This window comes from Massilia alkalitolerans DSM 17462 (assembly GCF_000427785.1).
Classification (GTDB): domain Bacteria; phylum Pseudomonadota; class Gammaproteobacteria; order Burkholderiales; family Burkholderiaceae_D; genus Telluria; species Telluria alkalitolerans.
Map to the genome: position 1 here is coordinate 1 of NZ_KE386581.1, position 13478 is coordinate 13478.

Here is a 13478-nt window from a genome sequence, read left to right on the forward strand (position 1 = left end):
GGCCCACGTCGCGAAGCCGCCGTGCCCAATAGTGGGCACCACCACAGCTCTCCATGCCGATCAGGCAGGGCTCGATACGCGTGAAGAACTCCATCATTTCCCTACGCTTGAGCTGCCGTTTTACTCGAACCTCACCTTGCTCACCTATGCCGTGGACCTGGAACGCATCCTTTGCCAGGTCGATGCCAATTGTCGTAATCTTCATGATGACGCCCCCCTCGATGTCGTGGTCAGTTGACACTTCCACTTTGGCACATCGATGCCGTTTCGGGAGGGGGCGTCCATCCCATTGCCTTTTTCGCCCATCCCTTCCTTCGTCTTTCCCACTCCCCCCGCTTGAGCACCGTGAGGGCGCACGGCGCCGGTCGCGAAAGGCGGGGGCATGATCCAGCAAGGCACAATCGTTCAACTGGCGCAGGGCCAGTACCGCCTGGCCGAGGCGCTCGGCGGCTCGGCCTACGGCGTGGTGTGGCGCGCCGATGCGCCGGGCGGCAGCGTCGCCCTCAAGCTGGTCAACAGCGCGCAGATGGCGCGCGCGCCAGTCGAATTGCGCCACCACTGGATCGACGCGGCCCGTGCCGAGCAGGCCTTCCTGTCCCGGCTGGCGCCCTGGGACGGGCGCCACGTCGTGCGCCTGCTCGACAGCGGCAGCGTCGAAGGCCTGCCGGCGATGGCGCTCGAACTGCTGGACGGCGACCTGGCCACCCACCTCAAGCTGCTGCGCTCCACCGGACGCATGCCCGCCCCCCTGCAGGCGCTCGACTGGCTCGGCCAGGTCAACCAGGCGCTGGCCAAGGTGCACGCGGCCGGTTTTCGCTACCTCGACCTCAAGCCCGGCAACCTGCTGCTGGAACGCCGCAGCGGGAACCTGAAGCTGGCCGACTTCGGCACCTGCCGCGCGCTGTGCGCAGCGCCCACCCAGGCCTACCTGGGCACCGCCAGCTGGCAGGCGCCGGAACAGTTCTTCCCGCAGGCCGGCGACGGGTACCTGACCGATCCGCGCAGCGACTATTTCGCGCTGGGCGCCCTGCTCTACTGGCTGGTGTGCGGCCGCATGCTGCGTTACGGCACCGCCTGCGCCCAGGCCTACGCGGCGCATGGACGCGACGGCGCCGCCATGCTGCGCCGCGCGCACGCGGGCATTCCCCCGACCCTGCTGCCGGACGAAGCGGCCGGCTTCGCCCACGCCTTCGGCCCGGCGCAGGCGCAGGCCGACGCCCTCCTGCGCACCCTGCTTGCCCCCGCCCCTGGCGAGCGCCCCTGCCACGCGCTGGCGATCAGCCGAATGCTGCATGAGCTACGCTGCGCCATGGCGCAGCCGGCCTTGGCGAGGGCGGCATGAGCCCGCGCCTGGCGCTCGCCGCGCTCGCCCTGGCCGGCGTATGCGCCCTGCAGCTGCTCGCGATGCTGCTGGCGCCGCCGCGCTACCTGCCGCACACGGTGACGCTGCGCCTTGCGCCCGGCGAATCGCTCGCGCTCGGCCGCGCCGAACTGGCCGCGCCGCGCGCCGCGAACCGGCAGTTCTCGGTGCGGCGCGATGCGGGCGGGCGCTGGTGGCTGCGCAACGACGACCCGGCGCAGGCCGCGGTGCTGGTGCGCGGCGCACGACGCCTGCATGGCGGCAGCCTCCCGCTGGCCGCCGGCCAGCGCCTGCAGGCCGGCGCGGCGCTCTTCGATGTCGTCGCGGCGAACGCGGACCGCACCGTCCTGCGCGACGGCCGCCATACCTGGGACTACGACGGCGCCCTCCTGCTTCGCAACGGACAAGCCCAGCCGGCCTGCCCGGACGCCAGCCCGGCGGCGCGCCTGGCCGGACTGTGGAACCGGGTCGCGCCTGGATTGCTCGCGCTGCACCGCCCGCTCGCCTTCGGCGGCCATCTGTATTGCGGCAACCGCCTGGCCGTGCCCGGCCTGGACAGCGGCAGGCTCACGCTGGCGCGCGACGCCACGCGCAGGCAGGTGCTGAACGTGCACGGTGCGCAGCCGGTCCTGCTGCAGGACGGCGGGCGCTGGCTCGACGTCGCCCGGCGCGAGCACCTGCTGGACGGCGTGGAGGCGATCGCGGTCGGCCGCACCCGCTTCGCCCTGTCGGCGCGCGGGGACAGCCTGCAGCTGCAGCCCGCGCGCGAAGTCGAGCTGTTCGCCGAGCCGAAGACGATCCTGCCGGCCGGCGTCGCATGGAGCTGGAGCGAGCGCTCGCTGTGGCGCTTCGCGCCGCCCTCCGCGCTGGCGTGGTGCGCCGGGTTCGGCGTGTTCCTGCTGGCCGCTGCCGCCGGCCTGCGCACAGTCAACCCGGCGCGCACGCCCGCGGCGTGGGCGAAGCTCGCCTTGTCCTGCGCCATCCCCGCCGCTGCGGTGCTGCTGCTGGCGATGCAGCGCCTCGGGGCGGCGCCTGGCACCGGCTGGGCGCTGCTGCTGGCCTGGGCCACGCTGTGGCACGCGCTGCTGTGGCCGCGGCGCCTGCCGCTGCTCGCGGCGGTGGCGGTGCTGCTGCTCGGCGCCGGCCTGCTGGTGCAACTGGAACTGGGACTGGGCGCGCGCGACAGCGCCTGGCTGCGCCATGTGGAAACCAGTTGCGTGCTGCTCGGCGCCGGCCTGCCGCTCGGCCTGCTGCTGGACGGCGTGGCGCGCGGCACGCTGTCGCGCGTGGCGACCGAATGGCTGCTGTTCGCGCTGGCGCTCGGGGCGCTGGCCGGGCTGGTGCTGCAGGTCGCCTTCGGCAACGAGACCGGCGTGTTCGAGGTGCAGCCGGTCGAATTCGCCAAGCTGGCCCTGGCCGCACTGAGCGCCCATTGCCTGGCGCTGGCAACCGGTGCGGGAAGCGAGTATCGCAGCTGGCGCGGCTGGCTGCGCATGCTGGCGCCGATCCTGCTGTTCGTGCTGCTCGTGGCGGTGGCGCTGGTCCAGGTGGACGACTATTCTCCGCTGATCCTGCTGCTGGTGTGGGGGGCGGTCACTTTCCTGGCCTGGTGCCTCGCCACCGGCCGCCGGCTGCAGGCGGCGCTCGCGGGCGGGCTGTGCTGCGCGCTGCTGGGCGCCGCGCTGGTCCTGCAGTCGGTCGGTCCCGGCTTGAGCGGCGACTTTTATGCCGAACGCTTCCAGGTCTGGGCCGACCCGGCGGCCCACCCGCACACCGGCCAGCAGATGCTGCTCGGCGCCCGCGCCGTCGCCGGCGGCGGCTGGCTCGGTGCGGACGGACTGCTCGGCCTGGCTTCGCTCGGCCAGGCCGGCGGCGACGCGCTGCGCATCCCGGCGGTACAGGACGACTTCGCCCCCTCCTTCCTGCTCAACCGCCACGGCCTGATGGGCGGCCTGCTGCTGTGGGCGCTGCAGGCCACGCTGCTCGGCTGCCTGCTGCACGCGGCGGTCGCCGCGTGGCAGGGCGCCCTGGGGGCCGGCGACTTCCGCCGCGCCTGGCTCGGGCGCTTCCAGTGCTTCCTGCTGGCCGGCGGCGCGGCCTTCCTGGGCGGACACTTCCTGCTGTCCTGGGGCACCAACCTGGCGCTGTTTCCCATCATGGGCCAGCCGATGAGCTTTCTCTCGAGCGGCGGCTCGCACCTGCTGTTTTTCATCTGCCCCCTGCTAGCGTTCGGCGTGGCGAGCGTTCAATCTTTCGAGGAGAATCCAACATGCCGGTCTACGTCCAACACGAAGTCCTAGCCAGGGTCGACGATGTCTTCAATGCCGAGGCGCTGTGGCAGGCCCCTGGCCTGGCCCTGTTCTCGCGCCGCCCGCTGCTGCGCGACCTGCTGGAGCGCTCGCCGCGCGAACAGCGCGGGCGCGCCGCCACCCGCTGCTTCTCCCACGTCACCCTGATGCTGCCGCAGGACGAGGTCGACGACGACCGCCACCTGACCCGCGGCGCGCGCGTGCGCGACCTGGCGCAATCGCTGGCCGCCCTGCACCAGAAGGACTTCGGCGACCTGCTCGGGGGCGACGAGGTGCGCTACCACGTGGTCGGCAACGATGCCGTCGCCACCGGCGAGGTCAAGGTGAAGTTCGGCCATGCGGTCTACCTGCCGGCCCCGGGCGAACAGCTGCTGTACACGGTCACCGCCTCGCGCGACAGCGCCATCTGGCAGCCGGTGTGCGCGGTGTATCCGAACCAGCGCCTGACCGTGGTCGGCCAGGACGAGGCCAATGCCACTTTCGCGGTGCCGGGCTGGCCCTTCGGCGCAGAGGGTGGCATCCTCCTGATCAACGACGGCGCCGACAGCGAGATGGAAGTGCAGGTGCGTCCCAAGGACACGCTCGACTGCCGGTTCGACGCAGCGGGCGGCTACTACGTCGTCCGCAGGAAGGCAAATGGCGACGGCGCCGGCCAGCGCCTGCTCCTGAAAATCAGCCGTGCCGGCGCGCCAGCACGGGCCAACCCGGCAAAGGCGCCGAGCGCCGCGCCGGCGCGCGCGCCCTCGGTATGGAAGCCGCGCGACGCAGGCATTGCCGAGAGCGAGATGACCGCCATGCCGCTCGCCGTCCTGCCTGCCGCCGCCCCGCCGGCGCTGGAAAACGACGCGACCTACGCACCGGTCGCGCGCCACCGCATCACGCTGGCCGCGCTGGCGCTGCCACGCCTGAGCCGCTACCGCGACACCGGCGCCACCGCGCTCGAGATCGGCCTGGGCAGCAGCCTGGCGCCGGTCGCGCCCGGCAAGGACAGCCTGATCCGCTTCCTGGTGGACGACGCCGACGAGGTGCACGCGATCACCGCGGCCGGACGCCAGCGCGTCAAGGTGCCCTCGCAGTTCGCACCGCTCGACGGCGCCAGCCTGCGACTGCACGCGGTGGCGCCCGGCATGGCGGACCGCTACGCGGCCCTGCTCGCGCTGCCGCAAGGTCCCGAGCAGCCGGCGGCGGCCGGCACCCGCCTGGTGTTCGGGCGCGGCATGCCCGCGCTGGCCGGGCTGCGGGTGCTCGATGGCCCGGCCTTCCTGCGCCACCTCGATGGCAGCGCGGCCGCCAGCGCCGACCGCCTCGGCCTGTCGCGCAATGCCTTCAGCTGGGAAGCCACCGGCGAAGGCTTGCGCATCGTGCGCCTGTCCGAGACCCAGGCCCTGTTCCACCTCGATGCGGAGCTGAAGCTGGTGGCGCCCATCACGCAGGCCACGCAGGAGCAGCCCTACCTGCTGCCCTCCGGCCACCACCTGGTCGCCGGCCATTACGTGCTGCGCTTCGACGCCTGAATCCAGCCATGCCTTCCGCGACCATCATCGCTGCCTATTGCGCCGGCCTGCTGCTGACTTTGTGCCTGGCCGCCTGGCTGACCCCGCGCGCCTGGTGGCGCCGTGCGAACGCGCGCGCCCTGGCGGTGCTGGTGTGCGGCACCGCGCTGCTGGGGGGGTTGCTGCATGCCCTCGTCAAGCCGGACGCGCGGCCGCGCGCGGCCACGCTGGCGGCGCTGCCGGTGTCCGAGGCGCCGGTGGCGGGTGCGCAGTACCGCGTGCGCGACCACCTCAACCTGCGCGAGCATACCGGGATCAACGCGCGCCGCCTGGCCGTGGTGCCGGCCGGCGCGCGCGTGACGGCGACCGGCCAGCGCCGGGGCGACTGGTGGCAGGTCAGCGCCGTGGTGGATGGCCGCCACCACGATGGCTGGGCCAGCAGCCTGTGGCTGCGCCGCGCCGACGAGAATTCAGTTGTCTTCTGAGCCGCCAAGGCGCATCGGGTTGTAATACAGGCCCTTGGCGCACTGGGTCGGTCCGACGCGCACGAAGCCGAAAGCTTCGTACACAGGCACCGCGAAGTTCGAGGAGTTCACCGTGAAGCTGCCGTCGCCGCCCGCGGCGATCGCCGCCTCGCGCGACGCCTCCCACAAGGCGCGCGCCACGCCGCGCCGGTGCCAGCGCTTGCCGACGAACAGGTGGAACAAATGGCTGCGGTCGCGCACCGCGACAAAGCCGGCCAGCTGGCCGTCGACGAGCGCCACGTGATAGACATGGCCGCGCGCCAGGAAGCCGCGCACACCCATTTCGTCGTTCTCGGCGAGGAAGGTCGCTGCGCCCTCGGGCGGCGATTCGTGCACGATGTATTCGCGCGCCAGCTCGCGCAACAACGCCGCCACGGCGGGGATGTCCGTGGCCACTAGCGGTCGGATCAACATGGGTTTCGCGGCAAAGGTGTTTTGGGAATGCCACAATAACATAGAAAACACTTTCCGTACGGCAATTTAATTGACTGTGGGTAGCGAAGCCTCCTACACTGGCCAGACCATGCCAGACCCGAGCTCCCCGTCTTCTTCCCCTGTTGGTTCGAGCCTCGCCCACGGCCTGTCGCCCGCCCCGGCCGGCCGCCGCAAGCTGCCCTTGACCCGGCCGCTGCGCCACCCACGCTACCGCAATCTCTGGTTCGCCAACATGGTCTCGAACATGGGCACCTGGATCCAGACCTTCGCCTCGGCCTGGCTGGTGGCCTCGATCTCCAGTTCGGCCTCGATCACCTCGCTGGTACAGACCGCGACCTATGTGCCGGTGTTCGTGTTCGCCCTGCTGGCGGGGGTAGTCGCGGATGCCGTGCACCGGCCCAAGTTCCTGTTCTACTGCAACCTGTATATGGCGCTGTGCGCCGCCATCATGGCGCTCCTGGCGGGCACCGGGCTGGTGGCCGCCACGCCGGTGCTGCTGCTGACCTTTTGCATCGGCATCGGCACCGCCTTCATCTGGCCGGCCTGGCAGGCCGCCATGTCCGGCCTGGTCGAGCCGGATGAAGTGGAGGCCGCAGCCACCCTCAACAACCTATCCTACAACCTGTCGGCCATCATCGGCCCGGCCCTCGGCGGCCTGCTGTTTGGCTGGATCGGACCGGGCGCGCTGTTCCTGGCCAATGCCCTGTCCTTCGCCGGCCTGCTCGGCGTGTACTGGAGCTGGTGGCGCGAAGGCGGGCCGCAGCCGCAGGCGGCCGAGGGCTTCCGCGCGCGCTTCGTGTCGGGCGTCAGTACCGCCTTCGGCTGCGCGCGCTACCGCCGCATCCTGCGCAACGTCTGCACCGTGTTCTTCTCGACCATCGCTTTTGCCAGCCTGCTGCCGGTCTACGTGCGCGAGGTGCTGCGCATGCAGTCCAGCACCTACGGCACCCTGATGGGCTGCCTGGGCGGCGGCGCGGTGCTGGCCGCCTTCTTCCTGCCACAGCTGCGCGCCCGGGTCGACAAGACCGGCGTGCTGGCCGGCGCCATGCTGGTCTACGGGGGCATGCTGCTGGCCATGGCCGCGAGCCGCTCGCTGTCGCTGCTGGTGCCATTGATCCTGTGCGGCGGCATGGCCTGGTCGGCCACGGTATCGACCCTGAACGCCGCGGCCCAGCTATCCTTCCCGGCCGAGATCCGCGCCCGCACCCTGTCAATCTACCTGTTTGTCATGTCGGGCGGCTACGTGGCGGGCAGCCTGTTCTGGGGCCAGGTGGCCGAACGCTGGGGCGTGCGCGCGGCCCTGGCCGCCGCCGGGGCCTGCGTGCTGGCCAATGCGCTGGTCCTCGTCACGGGAAGCCGGAAAAACCCGCTCTAATCGCGGCATGAAAGGACCTTGTTCGGGTGTAAAGTAGCGCAATTGTCCAGCCGATCCGCCTCATGCCCTCATTCGACATCCTGTCCGCCTTCGATTTTGCGCCGCGCTACGACGTGGCCGTGGCCAGCCGCCGCGGCAGCGGCCCGGTGCAGCGCCCCGAGAACCAGGACAATTTCGTCGTCATCGATGGCGCCGGCCAGGCCCATTACCTGCTCGGCCAGGAGCCGCAACAGGCGCGGGTAAGGGATTGGCCCGCGGGCCACGGCCGGGTGGGGGTGCTGGACGGGATGGGCGGGCACGGCCATGGGCGCGAAGCCGCGGAGGCGGTCGCCGCCGGCCTGCTCGCGATTCCGCCCTGCCACACGCCGGCCGAACTGGCGCGCCACCTCGACGCCTTGCACGCCGAACTGCAGCGCCATTTCGCCGTCGCCAGCGGCGCCCGCCCCGGCACCACCCTGACGATGCTGGAACTGCCGCCCGGGAGAGAGCCCCTGCTCTACCATGTGGGCGACTCGCGCCTGTACGAGATCGGCCCGGAGCGCGCCGTGCCGCTCACCGTCGACCACGTGCCCGCCACCGCTGCGGCCCTGGCCGGCCGCATCGACGAAGGTGCCTGGCGCCGCCAGGTGCATGGCGCGCATGCGCCGCAAATCGCACAAGCCTTCATCCTCGGCAATGCCTTCAGCACACCGTCGCAACTCTCGAACCCGCTGTTCGAGCTGACGCCGCTGAACCTGCCGTCCTGGCTGTGCGCCCTGCCGGACCGCCGCGTGCTGCGCCTGCGCGAGGACGCCTGCTACCTGCTGGCCACCGACGGCTTCTGGTCCTGCGCCGCGCCCGACCGTTTCGTGGACCAATGGCCGGACCTGCTGGCCGGCGCGCCGGACGCCGCGGCCATGGTCGGCCGCCTGTTCGGCGCGCTGGAGAGCGCCCCGCCCGACGGCCTGCACCCCGACAACCTGACCGCGCTGGTCCTGCGTCCCCTGCCGGTTCAGGCCGGCGTCCACGCGGACGAGACCGCCCTGCCGGACGATGCACGGGATTGAAAAATTCCCAACAGAAAATAATGTTGCTAATCAATGAATGCGGCGCGCCGCTGGGCAGTAAAAGGGCGTAAGCTTGCCATGTTGTCGATTACGATCGAGTCCGCCATCGCCCCATGAACCGCTGCCGCAATCCCGAGCATCCGCACTGCACCGTCTGGGTCATGCCCGGCGAGCAGCTGTGCGCGCACGGGCACGCCCAGCCGGCTTCCGATGAAGTCCTGTCGAGCGCCGCCTCCAGCGGCGGCCTGCCGTCGAGCTTCGAGGCGATCAGCGCGCTGCGTGCCCAGCGCGTCCCTGACGCGAGCGCAACGCGCGTTAGCGCCGGCTTTGGCCGCCCGCAACTGCACATCAGCGGCTTCGACCCGCGCGCGGCCGGCGGGCGCCAGGCCATCAAGCTGGAACTGCGCGGCATGCCGATGGATTGCGCGGCCGAGCTGCGCATGCTGGTGCGCTCCGGCCTGCGCCTGCGCGAAGGCGAAAGCTATGTCTTCCAGCGCACTTCACGCGGCGACTGGCGCCCGGTCTTCCTGGAATTCTCCTCGCGCGGCCTCGAGCACGGCCAGTACCGCATCGACATCGAGCTGCACAGCCGCCACCCCTCGCTCCCCGGAGCGGCCCGCACCTGGACCTGCTCGCCCGTGATCCTGGTCCCGCGCATGGATGCCAGCCTGGGCGAGATCCACCAGACCTTCCTGGCCACCCACAAGAACGTGCGCGTGACCGCCGACGACGCCGGCATCGCACGGGTGCACGCGCCGGGCGGGGGCAGCCTCGACATCGACGTCACGGCCCGCGACGGCTCGATCGCCCAGCTCGACATCCGCGACCCGCGCGACGGCGGCGGCAAGGTCGACCTGGGCTTGTCCACCATCGCCTGGGACGAGGACCTGATCGAGATCGACGTTCCAATGCAAGCGGCCGGCCATCCTTGCCCGGCCAGCATGGCCTGCCTGGTGCACGCGGAACCGGATTCGAGCGCGCAGCGCCACCTGCGCCTGTTCGCGCTCGACGAGTGCGTGCTGGGGCGTTTCGAATCGATCGATCCGGAAGCCAACCTGCTCTTGGTGCACTACGGCGAACACGGCGAGGAGCGCGGCGGCCTGACGCGCCGCCTGTCCGGCCGCCATGCGCTCATCCGCCAGGGCCGCCATGGCTTCGAGATCGAAGACGTGTCACGTTACGGCCTGCTGCTCGACGGCGTCTGGCCGGGCAAGCACGCGCCCGTGCCGCTGCGGCTCGGCATGCGCATTGCCCTCACTGCCAGCATCCGTGGCGTGGTCGAACTCGAAGTGAGCGCCCTGCTGCCGCACGGCGTGATCCTGCACCGCGTCGATGCGGGCGCGCAGGCGGAAGCCTTCTGCATCCTCGCCCCCGACACCCATCCGGGCCGGCGCGAAGTCCTGGCTGCGCCGCGCGCCGCTGGCATGCCGCTGCTGTTCCACCGCGACGGCGGCTTCTGGCACCGGGACCAGCTCACGGGCGTGGAGACGCCGCTGACGCCTGGCGCCAGCCTGGAGCGCTCCTCCGGCATGGGCGGGCAGCTGCGCTTCACGGCCCGCCCCTATCCTGAGCTCGCCCCGGAAATGCGGGCGCAGACGGTCCGCGCCGGCGAGCGCCGGCGTGCACAGCCCGCTGCCTGGCTCGGCAGCTGAGCCGCGGCTCAGGCGCCGTGCGGGCGCAGGAGCAGGAAGACCAGCGAAGTACCGGCCAGCAGGGCAGCCTGCAGCGCAAAGACGATGACCGGAATCTTCAGGTGTTCTGGAATTTTCATGACGCGTCCCTCAATGGCGTTTCAGAAAAAACCCGTACGGAAACAGCAGTTTACGCCCGCCGCAAACGGTGCTGCGCCCTGTAGCCGCGCGACAATCTCCCTCCAGCCCGCAAGCCTGCGCCGCCACAGGCGGCATCCGGCTACGCTAGGGGCATCCATCGATTCGCGAGCATACCCATGAAAAACAATACCCTGATCCACCTCCGCGGCGCCGCCATCGTCCTGCTGGCCGCCGCCACTTCCCTTGGCGCCAGCGCCCAGACCGCCTCGCAGACGGACAACCCCCAAGGCGGGCGCCAGACCGCCAAGCCGGTGGCCGCGCAGAAACGCACCGGCCCGTCCACGGTGCAGCAACGCACCAACCCGACGAGCGGCCAGCCCGGCGTGGTCCAGGAAGGCAGCGACGCCGCGGATGCCACCACCCACCTCAACCGCGCCATCGCCGTGCTGCACCAGATGGAGCGCAACCGCGAGGTCGCGGCGCAACTGGCCAAGTCCAAGGGCGTGTTCGTGATACCGGATTCGGTGCGCGTCGCGGTCGGCGTCGGGGCGCGCGGCGGCGCCGGCGTGCTGCTGGTCCGCCGTGCCGACGGCTGGGGCACGCCATCCTTCTACAACATGGCCGGGCTGACTGTGGGCGCCCAGCTTGGAGCCGAGGGCGGCGGCATGGCCTTCATCCTCAACGACCAGAAGGCGCTGAACGGCTTCATGCAGGACAATAAGTTCTCGCTGAATGCCGAAGCCGGCCTCACGGTGGTGGAATGGTCGAAGCGCGGCGAAGGCTCGCTCGGCTGGGGCGACATCACCGCCTGGTCCGATACCGAGGGCCTGTTCGGCGGCGCGGTCATCGCCCTCACCGACATCCGCTTCGATGCCGCCGAGACGACTGCCTATTACCGCAAGCCGGTGACCGCGCGCGACGTCGTGGCGGGCCGGGTCGCCAACCCGCGCGCCGTCGAGCTGCGCACGGCGCTGGCCGACCTCGGGACGGCCGCCGGCGCCGCCGGCCAGGGCGGCAGCAGCGACAGCAAGACCCGCAGCGGCGACAGCGACATGCGCCCGACCCGGCGCGCCGAACCGCAGGCGCCGACCAGTCCGACGGCGAATAAATAAACGTTTTAGTTTACTTAACTGCTGAGCTCTCTTACACTCCTGGCCATCGTCCCGTGCCAGGAGCCGTATGAATCACCGCTTGCTCATCGGCAGCGCTTGCCTGCTTGCCCTGTTGTCGACCGTCGGCGCCTCGCTGGCCTATCCCTTGCTGCCGCCGCTATTTGCCGGCGCGGCGCCGAACGCGCTGAACGCCTTCCTCGGCCTGCCGCCCACGCTGCTGTTCGGCTTTGCCTTGATGCTCAACCCGCTCGGCATGCTGATCGGAAGCGCCGTGCTGGGATCCTTGTCGGATGCGCTCGGCCGGCGCCGCATCCTGCTCCTGACCACGCTCGGCGCCGCCGCGGGACACCTGCTGACGGCATACGCGCTGCTGGCGCAATCCTATCCCTTGCTGATCGCGGCGCGCTTCGCCACCGGCGTGCTGGAGGGGAACGGCGCAATCCTGCGCGCGCTGCTGGCCGAGCGCCTCGACGGGCCGTTGCGCAACCATGCGCTCTCCTGGCGGAACGGCGCCTTCCACCTGGGCTGGCTCGCCGGCCCGCTGCTGTCCGGACTCAGTGCCGGCTACAGCATCACGCTCCCTTTCTGCATCGCCGCCGCCGGCCTGCTGCTGGGTGCGGCGCTGTCGATGCTGGTGCTGGCGCCGCAGGCGACGCCAGCCGCCCGGAGCAGCTGGTGGTCGCTGGCGCGCGAGCGCGATGCCTTCACCCTGCTGCGCCACGCGCCGCTGCACACGCTGTTCCTGATCCACCTCGCCTATTGCTGCGGCGTGGCCGGCTTCTACGAGTTCTTCCCGCTCTGGCTGGTGGAAACGGGGAGCTACGACGCGAAGGGCATCGCCCTTGTGAACATGGCGATGTGCGGCGTGATGACCTGCGCGGCGCTGTTCGCGGGCCGCGCCTACCCGGGCGACGCACGCCTGCGTGTCGGCGGGCTGGCCGGCGCGGTGGCGCTGGCGGTGCTGTGCGTCGGCCTGGGAAACCTGTGGGTCGGCATGGCGGCCATCATCCTGTTCGGCTTGCCGCACGCCTTTTATAATGCGACGCTGCAGGCCTGGGCGGCCGACAGTTTCGCGCAGCACGGACAAGGCGCGGTCATGGGCCTGCTGTCGACGACCTTCTGCGTGGCCCATATCGTCATGGCGCTCGGCGGCTGGCTGCTCGCATTGATCGACACCCGCCTGGTGCTGGTCGCGGGCGGCCTGCTGGCGGCCCTGGCGGCGTTCTCGATGTGGCGCTGGAGCCGCCACGCTATCCCAACCCACCAGGAATTCGCATGAACACGTCCGAACAAATCTTGCTGCTGCTGAAGACCCGCGGGCCGCAGACCGCCCAGGCACTGGCCGCGATCCTGCACCTGACCTCGATGGGCGTGCGCCGCCAGCTCGAAGCGGCCGAGGAAAAAGGCCTGGTCGGCTACGTCGACCAGCCGGGCAAGGTGGGACGCCCGGTGCGGCTGTGGCAGCTCACCGAACTGGGGCATGCGCGCTTTCCCGACCGCCACGCGGCGCTGACGGTCGACCTCATCGGGCAGGTGCGGAACCTGTTCGGCGAAGCCGCCATCGACCGGCTGATCGATGCACGCGAGGCCGCCAGCGAAGCCGCCTACCGCGCCGCCGTCGATCCGGCCGCGCCGCTGGCCCAGCGCGCCGCCTCGCTGGCCGTGCTGCGCGAGGCGGAAGGCTACATGGCCGAAGCACAGGTCGGCGACGACGGCAGCGTGCTGCTGGTCGAGAACCACTGCCCGATCTGCGCCGCGGCGCGCGCCTGCCAGAACTTCTGCCGCTCGGAGCTGGACGTGTTCCGGCGCGTGCTGGGGCCGGACGTGCAGGTCGAAAGGGTCGAGCACCAGCTGGCCGGGGCGCGGCGTTGTGCCTATCGAATCATGCCGGTTACCTGAAGCTGCAGGGCGAGTGGCAAAAGGCCCCGGCCTAGGTCCAGGTGCACGGCGCATGCCATCGATTCACCTCCGAATACAGACGCCTCAGTACCTCACAAGGGCCGCATGCGTCGGCTTCCGGGCCCGAAGCGAACCTTCGTGTTAAGGCTGCAA

General features: G+C 71.0%; 11 protein-coding genes and 1 pseudogene. 10 read left to right on the forward strand and 2 right to left on the reverse strand.

The genetic code is table 11. From position 1 onward, the window contains the following. Positions 1-205: pseudogene (locus YWC_RS33635) on the reverse strand (IS110 family transposase); the annotation flags it as partial. Between the two features lie 177 nt (positions 206-382). Here YWC_RS33635 and YWC_RS0126915 point away from each other — a divergent pair. Genes YWC_RS0126915 through YWC_RS0126930 form a run of 4 tightly spaced genes read left to right on the forward strand, consistent with a single transcriptional unit; the run spans position 383 to position 5647 of the window. After that, positions 383-1342 (forward strand): serine/threonine-protein kinase, encoded by a 960-nt coding sequence (locus YWC_RS0126915; protein ID WP_027868105.1) that lies wholly within the window; start codon positions 383-385, stop codon positions 1340-1342. Continuing rightward, positions 1339-3660, forward strand: a complete 2322-nt coding sequence (locus tag YWC_RS0126920; protein ID WP_027868106.1) for an FtsW/RodA/SpoVE family cell cycle protein — start codon at positions 1339-1341, stop codon at positions 3658-3660. Before YWC_RS0126915 ends, YWC_RS0126920 begins: the two co-directional genes overlap by 4 nt. Next, entirely contained in the window at positions 3630-5183 is a 1554-nt protein-coding gene (locus YWC_RS0126925) for a hypothetical protein (protein ID WP_027868107.1), read from the forward strand. Before YWC_RS0126920 ends, YWC_RS0126925 begins: the two co-directional genes overlap by 31 nt. Positions 5184-5191: 8 nt before the next feature. Then, on the forward strand, positions 5192-5647 hold the full coding sequence (locus YWC_RS0126930) for an SH3 domain-containing protein (protein WP_027868108.1): 456 nt from the start codon (positions 5192-5194) through the stop codon (positions 5645-5647). On the opposite strand, the gene YWC_RS0126935 is transcribed toward YWC_RS0126930, so the two are convergent. Further along, a complete protein-coding gene (locus YWC_RS0126935; RefSeq protein ID WP_027868109.1) occupies positions 5633-6100 on the reverse strand; it encodes a GNAT family N-acetyltransferase in 468 nt (155 codons plus the stop codon). The two genes, YWC_RS0126930 and YWC_RS0126935, sit on opposite strands and share 15 nt — an antisense overlap. Before the next feature lie 109 nt (positions 6101-6209). Here YWC_RS0126935 and YWC_RS0126940 point away from each other — a divergent pair, with 109 nt between their 5' ends. From YWC_RS0126940 to YWC_RS0126970, 6 genes are all read left to right on the forward strand, one after another. Beyond that, entirely contained in the window at positions 6210-7496 is a 1287-nt protein-coding gene (locus tag YWC_RS0126940) for an MFS transporter (RefSeq protein ID WP_084416647.1), read from the forward strand. 62 nt (positions 7497-7558) lie between these two features. Beyond that, positions 7559-8542: a PP2C family protein-serine/threonine phosphatase gene (locus YWC_RS0126945; RefSeq protein ID WP_027868111.1), complete on the forward strand. Its 984-nt coding sequence runs from the start codon at positions 7559-7561 to the stop codon at positions 8540-8542. 113 nt (positions 8543-8655) lie between these two features. Continuing rightward, positions 8656-10194 carry an FHA domain-containing protein gene (locus YWC_RS31205; RefSeq protein ID WP_229413215.1) on the forward strand — a complete coding sequence of 513 codons (1539 nt, stop codon included), beginning with the start codon at positions 8656-8658 and terminating at the stop codon, positions 10192-10194. Positions 10195-10490: 296 nt separating this feature from the next. After that, the gene (locus YWC_RS0126960; RefSeq protein ID WP_027868112.1) at positions 10491-11426 is read left to right on the forward strand and encodes a lipid-binding SYLF domain-containing protein; all 936 of its coding nucleotides are present in this window, start codon (positions 10491-10493) and stop codon (positions 11424-11426) included. 67 nt (positions 11427-11493) lie between these two features. Next, positions 11494-12705 carry an MFS transporter gene (locus YWC_RS0126965; RefSeq protein WP_027868113.1) on the forward strand — a complete coding sequence of 404 codons (1212 nt, stop codon included), beginning with the start codon at positions 11494-11496 and terminating at the stop codon, positions 12703-12705. Further along, positions 12702-13325, forward strand: a complete 624-nt coding sequence (locus YWC_RS0126970) for a helix-turn-helix transcriptional regulator (RefSeq protein WP_027868114.1) — start codon at positions 12702-12704, stop codon at positions 13323-13325. The genes YWC_RS0126965 and YWC_RS0126970 overlap by 4 nt, the downstream gene beginning before the upstream one ends. The last annotated feature ends 153 nt before the right edge of the window (positions 13326-13478 follow it).

Bases quoted from the DNA above. Each gene is read 5' to 3' on its own strand.
- YWC_RS0126930 (WP_027868108.1), top strand. From the start codon at position 5,192: ATGCCTTCCGCGACCATCATCGCTGCCTATTGCGCCGGCCTGCTGCTG.
- YWC_RS0126940 (WP_084416647.1), top strand. From the start codon at position 6,210: ATGCCAGACCCGAGCTCCCCGTCTTCTTCCCCTGTTGGTTCGAGCCTC.
- YWC_RS0126920 (WP_027868106.1), top strand. From the start codon at position 1,339: ATGAGCCCGCGCCTGGCGCTCGCCGCGCTCGCCCTGGCCGGCGTATGC.
- YWC_RS0126970 (WP_027868114.1), top strand. From the start codon at position 12,702: ATGAACACGTCCGAACAAATCTTGCTGCTGCTGAAGACCCGCGGGCCG.
- YWC_RS0126925 (WP_027868107.1), top strand. From the start codon at position 3,630: ATGCCGGTCTACGTCCAACACGAAGTCCTAGCCAGGGTCGACGATGTC.
- YWC_RS0126965 (WP_027868113.1), top strand. From the start codon at position 11,494: ATGAATCACCGCTTGCTCATCGGCAGCGCTTGCCTGCTTGCCCTGTTG.
- YWC_RS31205 (WP_229413215.1), top strand. From the start codon at position 8,656: ATGAACCGCTGCCGCAATCCCGAGCATCCGCACTGCACCGTCTGGGTC.
- YWC_RS0126935 (WP_027868109.1), bottom strand. From the start codon at position 6,100: ATGTTGATCCGACCGCTAGTGGCCACGGACATCCCCGCCGTGGCGGCG.
- YWC_RS0126960 (WP_027868112.1), top strand. From the start codon at position 10,491: ATGAAAAACAATACCCTGATCCACCTCCGCGGCGCCGCCATCGTCCTG.
- YWC_RS0126945 (WP_027868111.1), top strand. From the start codon at position 7,559: ATGCCCTCATTCGACATCCTGTCCGCCTTCGATTTTGCGCCGCGCTAC.
- YWC_RS0126915 (WP_027868105.1), top strand. From the start codon at position 383: ATGATCCAGCAAGGCACAATCGTTCAACTGGCGCAGGGCCAGTACCGC.